Raw genomic sequence first — 16,944 nt, 5'->3', positions numbered from 1 at the left:
CCGGAGTGGACGTTCCGCTGGTGTTCGGGTTGTCATGCCCATGGCATTGCCCGGTAGCTACGAACGGAAGTGATAACCGCTGAAAGCATCTAAGCGGGAAGCACGCCCCAAGATGAGATCTCCCGAGAGCTTGACTCTCCTAAAGGCACCATCAAGACTAGGTGGTTGATAGGCACGGTGTGGAAGTGCAGCAATGCATTGAGCTTACGTGTACTAATGAGCCGTGAGGCTTGACCATATAACCCCAAGACGCTTCACCGTCTTAACATCTCTCTACTCGCTTCCGATTCCGGACGCTTGTCACTCGTTTACACCCTCTGTGGAGCCGGCGCACCTGCGCTGCTCCCACCCCTTCCCTGGCGGCTATAGCGGCGTGGTCCCACCTGATCCCTTCCCGAACTCAGAAGTGAAACGCGCATGCGCCGATGGTAGTGTGGCTCAAGCCATGCAAGAGTAGGTCACCGCCAGGGGCTTTATCCTAAAACCCGGTCTCTTTAGAGGCCGGGTTTTTTCTTTGCTGTCGTGCCCAACGGGCACGCTCAGCAACAGGTCACCGCCAGGGGCTTTATCCTAAAACCCGGTCTCATTAGAGGCCGGGTTTTTTCTTTTGCGCGCCGCGCGACCCGCTGTAGGAGCGCGCCCTGCGCGCGACAGCTTCTCGCACCATTCCCCAGGCGCACGCGCCAGCTCCACGGCCTCGCCCCAACATCTGTCGCGCGCAAGGCGCGCTCCTACAACGTTCGAGCTCTACAACTCGGCAACGTTTGGGCCGCGCTATCATCTCGCTCGGCAGGACCGTCCTTCCACCGGGAAAAGAACAATGATCGAGCAGGTCGATGTCCTCGTGGTTGGTGGCGGCGTCAATGGGGTCGGCATCGCGCGCGACGCGGCCGGACGAGGCCTCAGCGTCTGGCTCTGCGAGCGCGACGATCTCGCTTCCCATACCTCCAGTTCGAGCACGAAGCTTATCCATGGCGGGCTGCGCTACCTGGAGCAGTTCGAGTTCGCCCTGGTCGGCAAGGCGCTCGCGGAGCGCGAGGTGCTGCTACGCGCCGCACCGCACATCATCTGGCCACTGCGCTTCGTCCTTCCGCACCAGCCGCATCTGCGGCCGGAGTGGATGATCCGTATCGGGCTGCTCCTTTACGACCACCTTGGCCGGGGCCGCCGTACGCTTCCCGGCTCGCGGCGCATCCGCTTCGCCAAGCACGTCACCGGTCAGCCGCTGCGCGACGAATTCCACACGGGCTTTGTGTACTCGGACGCCTGGGTGCAGGATGCACGCCTGGTGGTGCTCAATGCGATGGACGCCGCCCGGCGTGGCGTGCGCATCCAGACCCATACACGCTGCCTCAGCGCCAGGCGCGATGGGGGCAGCTGGACCGCCGAGCTCGAGTCCGCCGATGGCCGCAGGCACTTCGTGAAGGCCCGCGCTCTCGTGAACGCCGCGGGGCCATGGGCGGCGCGATTCCTGGACGAGGTGGCGCATGTGAAGCACGATCGCTCGCTGCGCCTGGTCAAGGGCAGCCACATCGTGGTGCCCGGAATATTCGATCACCGCTACGCGTACATCTTCCAGCAACCCGACCGGCGCATCGTCTTCGCCATCCCGTACGAGCGCGATTTCACGCTGCTCGGCACGACAGATGTCGAGTACATCGACGATCCATCGCATCCGGTCATCACACCGGAGGAAGTCGGTTATCTGTGCGACGCGGCGAACCGCTATTTCAAGAAACAACTGGGTCCAGACGACGTCGTCTGGAGCTATAGCGGCGTGCGCCCGCTCCTGGAGGACGATTCCGGCGCAGCGTCCGAGGTCACGCGCGATTACCTCCTGGACGTGGACCGCAACGGGCCACCGCTGCTGAGCGTCTTCGGTGGCAAGCTCACGACGTTCCGCAAGCTGTCGGAAGAGGCCATGGACATCCTCGCGCCATTGCTCGGCAACGACCATCCCGCCTGGACCGCGGATGCAAGGCCGCTTCCGGGCGGCGGTGAGCGCGATATCGAAGCGCTGCTCGAGGATGTTCTTTCCACGCGCCCCTGGCTGCCGGAGGCGCTGGCGTGGCGCCTGGTGTACAGCTACGGCACACGGGCGCGTGATCTGCTGGGCGAAGCAGGCAGCCTGTACGACCTGGGCGAGCACTTCGGCGCCGATCTCTACCAAGTGGAAGTGGATTACCTGGTCCGTCACGAATGGGCCACAGCGGCCGAGGACATCCTGTGGCGCCGGAGCAAGCTGGGCCTGCGTATCGCACCACCGGATGTGCAGCGCCTTACGGGCTACCTTTCATCAGCGACACGGAAGCTGTAGGAGCGCGCCCTGCGCGTTTATGCCCGCGTCGGGTACGACAGTTCTTCGCCCCAATCCCCACCCTGCGCGCCAACTCCACCTCACAGCCTCAAAACATGTCGTACCCGACGCGGGCATAAACGCGCAGGGCGCGCTCCTACAACGGGAATGAGGATCCAGCGTGAACACAAAAACGTCGTACATCCTCGCCATCGACCAGGGCACGACTAGTTCGCGCGCGATGCTCTTCGACCACGATGGCGGCATCGCCGGCATGGCGCAGCGCGAATTCCCGCAGATATTCCCGCAGCCGGGATGGGTGGAGCACAACCCGCGCGACATCATGACCAGCGTGCTGTCGACAATGACCGAGGTCATCAGCAACGCGCAGGTCGATCCGTCGCGCATCGCGGGCATCGGCATCACCAACCAGCGCGAGACCACGGTGGTGTGGGAGAGGAGTACGGGCCAGCCGATCCATAACGCCATCGTCTGGCAGTCGCGGCAGAGCGCCGATATCTGCGACAGGCTCAAGGCTGAAGGCCACGAGGAATCCGTCCGCGAGAAAACCGGGCTCCTGATCGACCCTTATTTCGCCGGCACCAAGGTGCGCTGGATCCTCGACCGCGTGGAGGGTGCCCAGGCAAGGGCGGAGGCCGGCGAACTGCTCTTCGGCACCATCGACACCTGGCTGATCTGGAATCTGACCGGCGGCAAGGTGCATGTCACCGATGCCACCAATGCCTCGCGTACGCTGATGTACGACATCCATGCCCGCGAGTGGGATGACGAACTGCTGCGGATGCTCGCCGTGCCTCGCGCGATGCTGCCCGACGTGAAATCGTCCAGCGAGGTCTACGGCGATACACAAGCCAGGCACTTTTTCGGCAAGGAAGTACCGATTGCCGGCATCGCCGGCGACCAGCAGGCCGCGCTATTCGGTCAGGCCTGCTTCGAGGAAGGCCTGGCGAAAAATACGTACGGAACGGGATGCTTCATGCTCATGAACACCGGTGGGAAGGCCGTGCGTTCGACGAACGGATTGCTGACCACCATCGCGTGGGACGTGGGCGGAAAGGTGGAGTACGCCCTTGAGGGCAGCATCTTCGTGGCAGGCTCGGTGGTGCAATGGTTGCGCGATGGATTGCGGATGTTCGGCAAGGCGTCCGATTCGCAGGCGTATGCGGAGCGCGCGAAGGACAACGGCGGCGTCTACGTCGTACCTGCGTTCGTCGGGTTGGGTGCGCCGTACTGGAAAAGCGACGTGCGCGGCGCCGTGTTCGGTCTGTCGCGTGGCACGACGAAAGAGCAGTTCATCCGCGCCGCGCTGGAGTCGATGGCCTATCAGACGCGCGACGTCCTCGAGGCCATGCAGGCCGACGCGGGCATCAAACTTAAGGAACTGCGTGCTGACGGAGGCGCCATCGCGAACGATTTCATGGCGCAGTTCCAGGCGGACATTCTCGACGTGACCTTGCTGCGGCCGAAGGTGCAGGAGACGACGGCGCAAGGTGCGGCATATCTCGCCGGCCTCGCTGTCGGGTTCTGGAAGGACAAGAACGACATCGCCATGCGTTGGGCGGTCGATCGCGAGTTCAAGCCGGCGATGACGAAAGAACGCCGGGACGATCTGTACGAAGGCTGGAAGCAGGCAGTGAACGCGGCGATGGGGTTCAAACCCCGCAACTGATGTAGGAGCGCGCCCTGCGCGCGACAGCCTTTCGCGTTATGGCTACAGGTCCTGTAACACCTCGCGAAAGGCTGTCGCGCGCGGGGCGCGCTCCTACAACGGTCAGGCCAGCGCGTATCCGAACTGGTCCTGGAACTCGTTCGCGAACTGCTCGTACGTGAAGTACTGATTCTGCGTGCCGGGATGCTCGACCTTCAGCGCGCCCATCAGCGAGGCCATGCGGCCGATGGTCGGCCAGTCGTAGCCCTTCATGATGCCGAAGATGAGGCCGGCACGATACGCGTCGCCGCAGCCGGTGGGATCCACCACCTGGCGTTCGCGCGCCGGCGGGATCTCCACCGTCTGGCCATCCACATGAATCAGCGAGCCGCGCGGCCCCTGCGTCACGATGTACGCGGTGACCTTCGATGCGATCTCGGAAGCGCTCCAGCCGGTGCGCTGCTGCAGCAGCTGCGACTCGTAGTCGTTGACGATGACGTACGTGGACTTCGTGATCATCGAGCGGAATTCGTCGCCGTTGAACAACGGCATGGCCTGGCCCGGATCGAAGATGAAGGGCACGCCGCGCGCGGAGAATTCGTCCACGTGCTGGAGCATCGCTTCGCGGCCGTCCGGCGCGACGATGCCGAAGGTGCAATGCGCGATGTCGCGCACGTGGTTTTCCTGCGCGCTGGACATCGCGCCAGGATGGAAGGCCGTGATCTGGTTGTTATCCAGGTCGGTGGTGATGAAGCACTGGGGGGTGAACTGGTCGTCGAACTGGCGCACGCCGTCGAGGCGGATGCCGAACTTCTCCAGGTGCGCGCGGTACGGCGCGAAGTCCTGGCCCACCGTGGCCACCGGCATGGGCTCGCCGCCGAGGAGCTTCAGGTTGTAGGCGATGTTGCCCGCGCAACCGCCGAACTCGCGGCGCATCGCCGGCACCAGGAACGACACGTTCAGGATATGCACCTGATCAGGAATGATGTGGTTCTTGAACTGGTCCTGGAACACCATGATGGTGTCATAGGCTAACGATCCGCAGATAACGGCAGTCATGCGATGGGGTGACCCTGGAAGTGGATTGGCGCGACCGGGAGGCCGCAGCGAGAAACGCCGCCCGCACGGGGTCCGGCAAACCTGCAAATCGTACCTAAAAACGAGCCAGGAGGCGACCTCCCGAACCTGCCGTGCATTGCCTTGGGCAGGTAAGTTCCGCTCGCATCATCCGGACTTACAAGGCTTTCTTAACGACTGTGCCCTTGCGTGGGGGAGGGCGCCAATCTAGACTCGCACGCTTACTTTTTCCCGCTATGGGCGCCCGCCGCATCATGTTTAAGAAGTTCCGCGGACTCTTTTCGAACGACATTTCCATCGACCTCGGCACGGCGAACACGCTCATTTATGTGCGCGGGCAGGGTATCGTCCTCAACGAGCCGTCGGTGGTGGCGATCCGCCAGGACCGTGGTCCGGGCGGTCCCCGCGCCGTGGCGGCCGTCGGTGGCGACGCCAAGCGCATGCTGGGGCGCACCCCGGGCAACATCGCCACGGTGCGCCCGATGAAGGATGGCGTCATCGCCGACTTCACCATGACCGAGGCGATGCTGCAGCACTTCATCAAGCAGGTGCACCGGTCGCGCATGCTGCGCCCGAGCCCGCGGGTGCTGGTCTGCGTGCCCTGCGGTTCCACCCAGGTGGAGCGCAGGGCCATCAAGGAATCGGCCGAAGGCGCCGGTGCCCGCGACGTCTTCCTCATCGAGGAGCCCATGGCCGCCGCGATCGGCGCCGGCATCCCGGTGCACGAGGCGCGCGGCTCCATGGTGCTGGATATCGGCGGCGGCACCTCCGAGGTGGCCGTCATCTCGCTCAACGGCATCGTCTACTCGCAGTCCGTGCGCGTCGGCGGCGACCGCTTCGACGAGGCCATCATCAACTACGTGCGCCGCAACCACGGCACCCTGATCGGCGAGTCCACCGCCGAGCGGATCAAGCTCGAGATCGGCTGCGCCTTCCCGCAGAGCGAAGTCCGCGAGATCGAGATTTCCGGCCGAAACCTCGCCGAGGGCGTGCCGCGCATGTTCCTGATCAACTCCAACGAGGTGCTGGAAGCGCTGCACGAGCCGCTGTCGGGCATCGTGGCGGCGGTGAAGGCGGCGCTGGAACAGACCCCGCCGGAGCTTTGCTCCGACGTGGCCGAGCGCGGCATCGTGCTCACGGGTGGCGGCGCGTTGCTGCGCGATCTGGATCGCCTGATCTCCGAGGAAACCGGCCTGCACGTGCAGGTGGCCGACGACCCGCTCACCTGCGTGGCGCGCGGTGGCGGCAAGGCCCTGGAGATGATCGACCAGCACGGCAGCGATTTCTTCGCGTTCGAATGATGATGGCGCGCACGGGCGGGATGTCCGAGCGCACGGGGACGGCCTGACACATGGCCCTCAATCGCGACGACAAGTCGCCCCTGTTCGCGGCTGGCGTGGCGGGGACGCTGCGTCTCATCGTCTACCTCGCGTTTGCCTGCGTGCTCATGGTGCTCGACCATCGCGGCGGCTGGTTGCCGAGCGTGCGCTATGGCTTGTCTCTCGTGGTCGAGCCGGTCTATCGCATCGCCGGCTTGCCGTCGCAGGGTTTCCAGGCGGTGACGGTCGCTTTCGCCGACCGCCAGCGCCTCACCGAGCAGAACCAGCGCCTTCGTGAGGACCTGCTACTGGCTAACGCCAAGCTCAACCGCATGGCGTCCGTGGCCGAGCAGAACCAGCGCCTGAAGGAGCTGCTCGACACCCAGCACAGCCTCTCGCTCAATGTGCAGCTCGCGCGCCTGATCGGGGTGGACCTCGGCGGCTTCCGTCACCGCATCGTGCTCAACGTGGGTGCGCGCGACAAGGTACAGACCGGCCAGGTGGTGATCGATGCCCGCGGCGTGATGGGCCAGATCGTCGAGGTACTTCCCACCACGTCCGTGGCCATGCTGATCACCGACCCGAACCATGCCATTCCCGTGACCATCGAACGTACCGGCCTGCGCACCATCGCCTACGGTTCGCGCGCGGGCGATATGCTTTCGCTGCCGAACATCCCGGTCTCGGCGGACGTGCAGGCCGGCGACAAGCTCGTCACCTCAGGCCTTGGCGGGCGCTTCCCGGTGGGTTTTCCCGTGGGCGAGATCCGCGACGTGGCGCAGACGCCCTCGGGCACCTTCCTGTCAGCCCAGGCCACGCCGGCCGCGGACCTCGACCGCAGCGAGGACGTGCTCCTGCTGCACGACCTGGCGGAAGGCGCCGGTCCCCCGGCACCCGCTCCGGAGGCCGGTCCGCCCGCCAGCCTGGCCCCCGATCCGAATGCACCGGTCGCGTCGCCCGCCGCTTCGGCACCGTCCGGGGGTGCGCCATGAACCGGGTTCGCGTCCGCCAGCTGTGGTTCGCCTCCACGCTGCTGATCTCGCTGTTCCTCATGCTGATTCCATTGCCGGGTCCGCTCACGCCGTTGAAGCCGTACTGGCCCGCACTGGTGCTGCTCTACTGGTGCCTGCAGTCCGGTGACCGGGTCACCCTCGGCCTGGCCTTCAGCCTGGGCGTGGCGGCAGACCTGTTCGACGGCATGTTGCTCGGCGAACAGGCCCTGCGCCTGACCGCGATGGTGTTCATCGCGCTGCGCTTCCGCTCTCGCCTGCGCTTCTTCCCCATGTGGCAGCAGTCGCTCGCGGTGCTGGGCCTTCTCGTGAACGATCGCGTCCTGCTGATGCTGGTGCGCTTGTTCAGCGGCGATCCGCTGCCGCCGCCGGAATACTGGATCTCGCCGCTGGTCGGCGCGGCCTTGTGGCCGTTCGTGTTCCTCATCCTCGACGATCTGCGCGCGCGCCTGCGCATCCACGAGGCATGAGCCGGCGGCGCGCCTCGATCAAGGAGGTCCGCGGCGAACTGGCGCTGTTCCGCCGCCGCGCCGTGGCCGGCTTCGCGCTGATCCTGCTCGGCCTGGCCGCCGTGTGCGTGCGTTACGTGTACCTGCAGGTGCTGCACCACGACGAGTTCGTGGTGCGCTCCGACCAGAACCGCGTGAAGCCGCGCGCCATTCCGCCCGCGCGCGGACTCATCTACGACCGCAACGGCGTGCTGCTGGCCGACAACGTGCCGGCCTTCCGGCTCGAAGTCACGCCCGAGCAGGTCGCCGACATGGACGACATGCTGAAGCGGCTCGGCGCGATCGTGCCGCTAAGTGACGAGGACGTCGCCGCCTTCAAAAAGCAGGTGAAGCAAGGCCGGCGTTTCGAAGGCGTGCCGCTCAAGCTCAAGCTCACCGAGGACGAAATCGGCCGCTTCGCCGTGAACCGCTGGCAGTTCCCCGGCGTGGACGTGGTGCCGTACCTCACCCGGCGCTACCCCATGGGTTCGCAGCTCGCCCATGTCATCGGCTACGTGAGCCGCATCGACGCGGACGACCTCGAAGGCATGGATGAGGAAGAAGAGGCCAGCTACAAGGGCACCACGCACATCGGCCGCATTGGCATCGAGCGGTATTACGAGAAGCTGCTGCACGGCCAGCCGGGCTACGAGCTGGTCGAGGTGAACGCCGACGGGCGCACCCAGGCCGTGCTAGACACCACGCCGCCCACGCCGGGCAAGAACATCTACCTCAGCATCGACGTGCGCTTGCAGAAGGCCGCGGAAGAAGCGATGCACGGCCGTGCCGGCGCCGCGATCGCCATCGACCCGCGGAGCGGCCAGGTGCTGGCCTTCGCCAGCGAGCCGAGCTTCGATCCGAACCTCTTTGTCAACGGCATCAGCTCCGCCGACTACAAGGAGCTGACCACGGCGCCCGATAAGCCTCTGTACAACCGCGCTTTGCGCGGTGTGTATCCGCCCGGCTCCACGATAAAACCCTTCCTCGCCCTCGGCGGCCTGACGATGGGTATCCGCAGGCCCAGCGACACGGTGCTTTCCACCGGCGAGTTCTGCATTCCGGGGCAGTCGCGCTGCTACCGCGACGACGTGCGCGGTGGCAATGGCGTGGTGAACATGGTGCAGGCCATCGAACACTCCACCAACACCTACTTCTACAAGCTCGCGCTGGACATGGGCATCGACCGCCTGTCCGCGTGGATGGGCAAGCTGGGCTTCGGCAAGAAGACAGGCATCGACCTGGTCGGCGAAGTGGAGGGCGTGCTGCCCTCCCGCGAATGGAAGGCCACGCGCAGCAAGGCGGGCTGGTACCCGGGCGAAACCATCATCTCGGGCATCGGCCAGGGCTATTGGGCGGTCACGCCGATCCAGCTCGCGCATGCCGTGGCTACCTTCGCCGGGCGCGGCGTGCCCTATGCGCCGCACCTGCTGCTTGCCACGCAGGATGGCGTTGACAGCGCTCGCGTGCCGCAGTCTTTCCCGCCCACCGGTCCGTCCGTGATCCGCAAGGCGGCCGACTGGGATGCGGTGAACGAGGGCATGGAAGCGGTGATCAACTCGGGCAAGGGCACCGGCAAGAAGCTGGGCATCGGCTTCCCCTTCATCATCGCTGGCAAGAGCGGCACGGCCGAGCGCTTCTCGCGCAAGACCGATGCGTACGACACCAACAAGAACAAGGCCTACCTGGCCAGCCGCCACCGCGCGCTGTTCATCGCGTACACGCCGGCCGACGATCCGAAGATCGCCGTGACGGTGGTGCTCGAGGCGGGCGCCTGGGGCGCGGAGGATTCGGGCCCCATCGCCCGCAAGGTCCTCGACCAGTGGGTGGTGGACGAAGGCGGACAGCGTCCGGTCGATCCGACGCCCGGCCAGATCGTCACGGCCGACACCGTTCCCGAGGCGGAGGCCGCGGAAGCATCGTCCGTGGACACGCCACCCGCCGCCGCGGGAAGCACCGCGCCGCCCTACGACAACGGCGAGGACCAGTAACGTGCTCGAGCAACTATCCGTTCGCCTGAAGCGCTTCGGCATGCGCATGCTCACCCGGCCGCGGCTTGACCTGCCGTTGCTGCTGGCGCTCTTCCTGCTCGCCTGCGCCGGCCTGGCCACGCTCTACAGCGCCGGTGGCGGCAATTACTCGCTGGTGGGCGGGCAGGCCGCGCGTTTCGTGCTCGGCGCCGTGCTGCTGCTGATCATTTCGCGCATCCCGCCGCCCGTGCTGCGCTCGTGGACGCCCTGGCTCTACATGGGCAGTACGGCGCTGCTCGTGGTCGTGGCCGTGCTGGGCGAGGGCAGGGGGGCCTACCGCTGGCTCGATCTGGGGGTGATGCGCTTCCAGCCGTCCGAACTGCTCAAGCTCACCATGCCGATGATGGTGGCCTGGTACCTGCACCCGCGCCAGCTTCCGCCCGGCTGGAAGGACATCGCCGTGGTGGGCCTGCTCATCGCGGTGCCGGCGGGCCTCATCGCCGAACAGCCCGACCTCGGCACGGCGTTGCTGGTGGCCGGTGCCGGCGCCTTCGCATTGTTCCTCTCGGGCATGGCCTGGTGGCGCATCGGACTCCTGGTGAGCGGCGCCGCGGCGACGGTACCGGTGGCCTGGCAGTTCCTCCACGAGTACCAGCGCAACCGCGTGCGCACGATGCTCGACCCCGAATCCGACCCGCTGGGCAACGGCTGGCACATCATCCAGTCGAAGATCGCCGTGGGTTCCGGCGGTGTTTTCGGCAAGGGCTGGCAGCATGGCACGCAGTCGCGCCTGGATTTCCTGCCCGAGCACACCACCGACTTCATCTTCGCGGTGTTCTCGGAGGAGTTCGGGCTGATCGGCGTCATCGCCATCATGCTGCTTTACGCCTTCATCATCGGCCGCTGCCTGTGGATCGCGATGAACGCGCGCGACACCTATTCGCGCCTGCTCGCGGGCGCCATCGGCATGAGCTTCTTCGTCTACGTGGCGGTGAACGGCGGCATGGTGGCCGGCATCCTGCCGGTGGTCGGCGTGCCGATGCCGCTGGTGAGCTACGGCGGCACGTCCGCGGTCTCGCTGCTCACGGGCTTCGGCGTGCTGATGTCGATCCACGCAAATCGCAAACTGCACGAGTAGGAGCGCGCCCTGCGCGCGACAGGTTTTCGCCGGACCTGGGAGCTGGCGCGCCAGCCAGGGGACTGGCGCGAAAAGATGTCGCGCGCAGGGCGCGCTCCTACAGCCTGAACGCGTGCCCAGGCTTGTCCCGGATACGCCAGATACGCGTGTTACGCTTCGGCGCATGGATGAAGTTCTCGCCGCGCGCCGCGCACGTCCCGCACGCCTCTTCCCGCGCCTCGCCGGCGCGATGATCGCCTTCCCCCTACTGTTCGCCACCACCGCCTACGCCGGTACCCACCCGGGGCAGGAGAAGCTGGTGGGCGAAGTGGCGAAAGACACCGGAAAAAGCAGGGCGTCGCTGAATGTGCTGCTCGACGGAGCGAGGAAGCAACAGGCGATCCTAGACGCCATCAGCCGGCCGGCCGAAGGCAAGCCGTGGCGTGATTACCGTCCGATCTTCCTCACCGAACAGCGCATCTCGGCAGGTGCCGACTTCTATCGCGAGCACCGTGCGCTGCTCGACGACATCGGGCGCAAATACGGCGTGCCGCCCGAATACATCGTGGCCATCGTGGGCGTCGAAACCTTCTACGGCCGCAATACCGGCAAATGGAAGGTGCTGGATGCGCTGGCAACACTGGCCTTCTACTACCCGAAGCGCGCGCCGTTCTTCCGCGAACAGCTGAAAGTCCTGCTGGAGCTGCCGCAGAACCATCTCGGCGGCCCTCTCGACACCCTCACGGGCTCCTATGCCGGCGCGCAGGGCTGGGGTCAGTTCATGCCCTCGTCCATCCGTGACTGGGGCGTCGACTACGACGGCGACGGCCGCATCGACATGAAGGGCTCGATGGGCGACATCTTCGCCAGCGTGGCGAATTACTTCGCGCAGCACGGTTGGGAAGCCGGCGGTCCCATCGCCGCACGGGCCCAGCCCGATGCCCGCGCCGCGGCACCCGGTGTACCGAAGGACTGGCGCCCCGCCGCACCCGTGGAATCCTTCATGGCTGAAGGCTTCGCGCCGCTGCGGCATCTGAATCCCGGTCGCGATGCGCAACTCGTACGCCTGGACGGCCCGTCCGGCAACGAATACTGGTTCACCTTCCAGAACTTCTACGTGATCACCACCTATAACCGCAGTCCGATGTACGCGATGGCGGTGGACCAGTTGGCGCAGGAAATCCGTGCGCGCGTGGCGGCACCGCGATGAAGCAGCACGCCGTGGGGGCGGTGCTGTTGACATGTAGGAGCGCGCCCTGCGCGCGACAGCTATTCGCGGAGAGCAACAGGCCCTGTGGCTCAAGGCCCCAACGGCGTCGCGTGCAGGGCGCGCTCCTACGGTGGCTCGCCGTCATCCTGGTTGCAGTGCTCCTCACCGCCTGCGGCGGCTCGAAGAATTCCCGCCCCTCATCCCGCGGCAGCGGTTCCCCGTCCTCCTCGTCGCGCGGCTACGACGACATCCGCAAGGGCCAGTCCAGTCGCTACCGCAGCCGGAGCGACAGCGTTCCCACCGATGCGCCGGATGTGAGCAAGCTTCCCGAGCCGGTGCCTAAGGCAGAGCCGCGCTCGCTGTATGGGAACAAATCGCCGTATTCCGTGCTGGGGCAGACCTACAACGTGCTGCCGAGCCCGCATGGTTACGTGGAGCGCGGCATCGCGTCGTTCTACGGGAACAAATTCCACGGCTACAAGACCTCGAGCCTCGAGGCGTACGACATGTACCAGTTCTCGGCGGCGCACAAGACCTTGCCGCTGCCGAGCTACGCGCGCGTCACCAACTTGGAGAACGGCAAGAGCGTCATCGTCCGCATCAACGATCGCGGCCCGTTCCACGAGAACCGCATCATCGACCTCTCTTTTGCCGCCGCCGTGAGGATTGGTGTGTGGCCCAAAGGCACGGGCCTGGTGGAAGTGCGCGCGATCGACCCGAACGATCCGGGCAGCGATCGCGGCGCGCCCTATGTGAACACCGCGCCGAAGCCCGCGCCGGTCACCGCACCGCCGGTAGAAGCCTCTCCACCCGTAGCCGCTATAGCGGCGAGAAGCCAAGGGAGCGGTGAAGCGCCGAGGCAGGGTCCCGTCGCCGCGATAGCGGCTCCTACATTGGCGCGGCCGCCCTCGCCACGGACGGTGGCGACGCCGGCAGCGGCGGTGGGCGCCATGGGCGCGGCCGTCGTCCCAAGCACGGGTGATGCCGAAGAAAACGACGATGGCAGCGTCGCCGGCATGACGGATATTTCCCCCGCGCAAGCCCTGCCGCCCGCAACCTCGGTCGCTCCGAAGACCCCGGCTCCCACAGGCAACATCACTCCCCCGGTGCCCGGAAAACCAAGCATTTACCTCCAGGTCGGCGCCTTCTCGGATGCCGCGAATGCCCAACACGTGGCCGACCAATTGAACCGGGCCGGCCTCGGGCCTGTCAGTGTCGTGGAGTTCCAGGCGGGTGGACGGAACCTGCGCCGCGTGCGTGTCGGGCCGCTTTCCGATGTGGACACCGCCGATCGCCTCACCGACCGGATCGCCGGCATGGGCCTGCCCAGGCCGCAGGTCGCGGTAGACTGACCCTCTTTTTTCCTGTTTTGACTGGACCGCTGAAACGATGAAGCTCTTGCCCCGTTCCCTGTTCGCTTTCGCCGCCGCCGCGCTCGTCGCCGGCGTGACCGTGGCGCAGCAGACGCCGCCCCGCCCGTCCGTGCCGCGCCCCGTGGTGCCCGAGGCGCCGGTGCCGCCGCCGCCGGAAGTGGAGGGCAAGAGTTGGGTGCTGATGGACTACAACACCGGGCAGATCATCGCGTCGAAAGACCCGGACATGCAGGTGGAGCCGGCGTCGATCACCAAGGTGATGACCGACTACGTCGTGTCCGCCGAAGTCGGCAACGGCAAGATCCACATGACCGACCCGGTCACGATCAGCGAGAACGCATGGCGTGGCGGCGGCGCGGGCACCGACGGTTCCACCAGCTTCCTGAAGCTCAACAGCCAGGTGCCGCTGAAAGACCTGCTGTACGGCATGATCATCCAGTCCGGTAACGACGCCGCCATCGCGCTGGCCGAGCACACGGCGGGTTCCGAGCCGGCGTTCGCGAACCTGATGAACGCGTACGCGAAGCAGCTGGGCATGACCCACTCGAATTTCCAGAACGCGTCGGGTTACCCCATTTCCAACCACTTCACGACGGCCCGTGACATCGCGATCCTCTCGCGCGCGCTGATCCACGACTTTCCCGAGGACTATGCGATCTCGGCGGTGAAGGAGTTCGAGTGGAACGGCATCAAGCAGCACAACCGCAACCTGCTGCTGTGGCGCGACAACACCGTGGACGGCATCAAGACCGGTCACACGGCCGCTGCCGGCTACTGCCTCGCCGCCTCGGCGAAGCAGGGCGATGCACGCATGATCGCCATCGTGATGGGCGCCAACAGCGAGAAGGGCCGCGCCGATGCCGCGCTGGCGCTGCTCAACTACGGGTTCCGTTTCTACGAATCGCACAAACTGTACGAGGCCAACAAGCCGCTGGCCACGCCGAAACTGTGGAAGGGCGCTGAGAACACCATCGCGCTGGGCCTCACCGAAGACGCCCTGGTTTCGGTCAAGCGCGGCGATTACGACAAGCTGAAGGCCAACCTCGACATTCCGGCCACCCTGATCGCGCCGTTCAGGAAGGGCCAGCAGGTAGGCACATTGCGCGTCACGCTCGACGGCCAGCCCGTGCTCACCAAGCCGCTGGTGGCTCTCGCCGATGCGCCCGAAGGCGGCTTCTTCTCGCGCCTCTGGGACACGATCATGCTGTGGTTCCACAGCGACGACAGCGCCAAGAAATAAGAGGAAGCGATCATGCGCGAGATCGATTTCAGCGATGCACAGAAAGAAGGGAAGGGCTTCCAGTTCCCGGGCGAGTTCGAGATTACCGCGATCGGCAACGCCAACGCGGGCCTCGACAAGCACGTGCTGGCACTCCTGCACGGCATCGGCCTGGAGGTGCTGCACGAAACGCTCTCGACCAAGCTCACGCTGGCCGGCAATTACCAGTCGGTGACGGTGAGCTTCGTGGCACCGAGCCGTGAGAAGTACCTCGAGGCGCACAGCACCCTGCGGGCGGACGAGAACATCCGCTTCACGATGTAAGCCCGGCGCCCCGTAGGAGCGCGCCCTGCGCGCGACATGTTTTGGGACCGTGAGCAGCAGGACCTGTTGCTCTTCGCGAAAAACTGTCGCGCGCAGGGCGCGCTCCTACCGCCCTGCCGGGCGTATCCTTGTGCAAGAAGGGCCTCGCCCACACGTTCCCCAAATCCCCTCCAACCCCATCCCCCCATGACCCTCCCCCTCAACGTCCGCCGGCTGGGGCGCGTCCCCTACGAATCCACCTGGAAGGCCATGAGCGCCTTCACCGACAACCGCACCGACGACACCGTCGACGAGCTGTGGCTGCTGGAGCACGACCCGGTGTTCACGCTGGGGCAGGCGGGACTGGCGGAGCACGTGCTGTTCGCGGGCGATATCCCCGTGGTGCGGGTGGATCGCGGTGGTCAGGTGACCTACCACGGCCCAGGCCAGATCGTGGCCTACCCCCTGATCGACCTGCGCCGCACGGGCGTGGGCGTGCGCGAGCTGGTCAACCGGATCGAACAGGCCATCATCGACACCCTGGGCGAGTGGAATATCGGGGCCGAGCGCCTCGAGGGTGCCCCTGGCGTGTACGTGGCGGGGGCCAAGGTGGCCGCCCTGGGCCTGCGCATCCGCCGCGGCTGCAGCTTCCATGGCCTGGCTTTCAACGTGGACATGGACCTCGAGCCTTACCACCGCATCAATCCCTGCGGCTACAAGGGTTTGGAGGTCACCCAGGTGTTAGACTTGGGAGGTCCGTCGCGGTTGGTGGACGTGGAAGATGTCCTGGTACAGGAATTCTGCAAGCAGTTCGGCTTCCACGCCGTGCCCGTCGATCCCACCCTTCCCGAACTCCCCGCGCGCCTTGCGGTCTGAGGCTGTAGCCCCTATGAGCCAGACTTCCGCTTCCCCCTCCCGCAGCATCCCCATCGCCGTCGTCGACAAGCCCGGCGAGAAGATGCTGGGCAACGACAAGATCGGGCTTAACCGCGCCGACTTCGACAGCACGCAGCCGGTGTTGCGCAAGCCCGGCTGGATCCGCGTGCGCCTGCCCCAGGGCAATGCCGTGCAGCAGCTGAAGGCGCGCCTGCGCGAAAACTCGCTGGTCACGGTGTGCGAGGAAGCCTCCTGCCCGAATATCCACGAGTGCTTCTCCAAGGGCACCGCCACCTTCATGATCCTCGGCGAGGTCTGCACCCGCCGCTGCTCGTTCTGCGACGTGGCCCACGGCCGCCCGCTGCCGCCCGATCCGATGGAGCCGGCGCGCCTGGCCGAGACCATCCGCGACATGCGCCTGCGCTACGTGGTGATCACCTCGGTGGACCGCGACGACCTGCGCGACGGCGGCGCCGAGCACTTCGCCTCGTGCATCCGCGCGGTGCGCCACGCCAGCCCGGACATCCGCATCGAGATCCTCACCCCGGATTTCCGCGGCAAGGGCCGCATGGAGCGCGCGCTGGAAGTCCTGAAGGATTTCCCGCCGGACGTCTTCAACCACAACCTGGAAACGGTCCCGCACCTGTACCGCGAAGTCCGTCCGGGCGCCGATTACCAGTGGTCGCTGGACCTGCTGAAGAACTTCAAGGCGCAGCACCCGTCCGTGCCCACCAAGTCCGGCATCATGCTGGGCCTGGGCGAGACGATGGAGCAGGTGCTGGAAACCATGCGGGATCTACGCGCTCATAACGTCGACATGATCACCATCGGCCAGTACCTGCAGCCGACGGCGCACCATCACCCCGTGGTCCGCTACTGGACGCCGGACGAATTCGAGGCGCTGCGTGTCGCTGGCGAGGCCATGGGTTTCTCCCATGTCGCTTCCGGCCCGTTGGTGCGATCCTCCTACCATGCCGACCTGATGGCTCATGCCGCCGGCGTCGTCGAATAAGCGCCCCA

The 16,944-nt window shown here is 66.0% G+C and carries 14 protein-coding genes and 2 rRNA genes; 15 read left to right on the top strand and 1 reads right to left on the bottom strand.

Annotated elements, in window-relative coordinates; all coding sequences use genetic code 11:
* The 4 genes from VGM71_RS15735 to glpK form a co-directional block, all read left to right on the top strand.
* Positions 1-238: ribosomal RNA gene (locus VGM71_RS15735) — 23S ribosomal RNA — on the top strand; the annotation flags it as partial.
* A 117-nt stretch (positions 239-355) separates the two neighbouring features.
* Positions 356-470: ribosomal RNA gene (rrf, locus tag VGM71_RS15730) — 5S ribosomal RNA — on the top strand.
* Between the two features lie 350 nt (positions 471-820).
* On the top strand, positions 821-2,317 hold the full coding sequence (gene glpD / locus VGM71_RS15725; RefSeq protein WP_331546854.1) for a glycerol-3-phosphate dehydrogenase: 1,497 nt from the start codon (positions 821-823) through the stop codon (positions 2,315-2,317).
* Positions 2,318-2,477: 160 nt separating this feature from the next.
* Entirely contained in the window at positions 2,478-3,986 is a 1,509-nt protein-coding gene (glpK, locus tag VGM71_RS15720; RefSeq protein WP_331546852.1) for a glycerol kinase GlpK, read from the top strand.
* Between the two features lie 102 nt (positions 3,987-4,088).
* Here glpK and VGM71_RS15715 read toward each other — a convergent pair whose 3' ends face one another.
* Entirely contained in the window at positions 4,089-5,024 is a 936-nt protein-coding gene (locus VGM71_RS15715; protein ID WP_331546850.1) for a carbohydrate kinase family protein, read from the bottom strand.
* 272 nt (positions 5,025-5,296) lie between these two features.
* Between VGM71_RS15715 and VGM71_RS15710 the strand changes: the two genes are divergently transcribed.
* From VGM71_RS15710 to lipA, 11 genes are all read left to right on the top strand, one after another.
* Positions 5,297-6,343 (top strand): rod shape-determining protein, encoded by a 1,047-nt coding sequence (locus tag VGM71_RS15710; protein WP_331546848.1) that lies wholly within the window; start codon positions 5,297-5,299, stop codon positions 6,341-6,343.
* Positions 6,344-6,393: 50 nt separating this feature from the next.
* The gene (gene mreC / locus VGM71_RS15705) at positions 6,394-7,353 is read left to right on the top strand and encodes a rod shape-determining protein MreC (RefSeq protein WP_331546846.1); all 960 of its coding nucleotides are present in this window, start codon (positions 6,394-6,396) and stop codon (positions 7,351-7,353) included.
* On the top strand, positions 7,350-7,841 hold the full coding sequence (gene mreD / locus VGM71_RS15700) for a rod shape-determining protein MreD (RefSeq protein WP_331546844.1): 492 nt from the start codon (positions 7,350-7,352) through the stop codon (positions 7,839-7,841). The genes mreC and mreD overlap by 4 nt, the downstream gene beginning before the upstream one ends.
* Positions 7,838-9,847, top strand: coding sequence for a penicillin-binding protein 2 (gene mrdA / locus VGM71_RS15695; RefSeq protein WP_331546842.1), 2,010 nt, complete (start codon positions 7,838-7,840; stop codon positions 9,845-9,847). The genes mreD and mrdA overlap by 4 nt, the downstream gene beginning before the upstream one ends.
* Before the next feature lie 40 nt (positions 9,848-9,887).
* Entirely contained in the window at positions 9,888-10,964 is a 1,077-nt protein-coding gene (gene rodA, locus VGM71_RS15690) for a rod shape-determining protein RodA (RefSeq protein WP_414675152.1), read from the top strand.
* A 163-nt stretch (positions 10,965-11,127) separates the two neighbouring features.
* On the top strand, positions 11,128-12,153 hold the full coding sequence (mltB, locus tag VGM71_RS15685; RefSeq protein ID WP_414675151.1) for a lytic murein transglycosylase B: 1,026 nt from the start codon (positions 11,128-11,130) through the stop codon (positions 12,151-12,153).
* A gap of 155 nt (positions 12,154-12,308) precedes the next feature.
* Positions 12,309-13,505 (top strand): septal ring lytic transglycosylase RlpA family protein, encoded by a 1,197-nt coding sequence (locus VGM71_RS15680; RefSeq protein WP_331546838.1) that lies wholly within the window; start codon positions 12,309-12,311, stop codon positions 13,503-13,505.
* A 37-nt stretch (positions 13,506-13,542) separates the two neighbouring features.
* Positions 13,543-14,766: a D-alanyl-D-alanine carboxypeptidase family protein gene (locus VGM71_RS15675; RefSeq protein ID WP_331546836.1), complete on the top strand. Its 1,224-nt coding sequence runs from the start codon at positions 13,543-13,545 to the stop codon at positions 14,764-14,766.
* 12 nt (positions 14,767-14,778) lie between these two features.
* Positions 14,779-15,069 carry a YbeD family protein gene (locus VGM71_RS15670; RefSeq protein WP_331546834.1) on the top strand — a complete coding sequence of 97 codons (291 nt, stop codon included), beginning with the start codon at positions 14,779-14,781 and terminating at the stop codon, positions 15,067-15,069.
* Between the two features lie 186 nt (positions 15,070-15,255).
* Positions 15,256-15,924: a lipoyl(octanoyl) transferase LipB gene (gene lipB / locus VGM71_RS15665; RefSeq protein WP_331546832.1), complete on the top strand. Its 669-nt coding sequence runs from the start codon at positions 15,256-15,258 to the stop codon at positions 15,922-15,924.
* Positions 15,925-15,937: 13 nt separating this feature from the next.
* Entirely contained in the window at positions 15,938-16,936 is a 999-nt protein-coding gene (lipA, locus tag VGM71_RS15660; protein ID WP_331546830.1) for a lipoyl synthase, read from the top strand.
* Positions 16,937-16,944: the final 8 nt, after the last annotated feature.

This window comes from Luteibacter sp., assembly GCF_036499525.1.
Classification (GTDB): domain Bacteria; phylum Pseudomonadota; class Gammaproteobacteria; order Xanthomonadales; family Rhodanobacteraceae; genus Luteibacter.
Note: the sequence above shows the minus strand (reverse complement) of the source record. Positions and strands in the feature narration are given on the sequence as shown.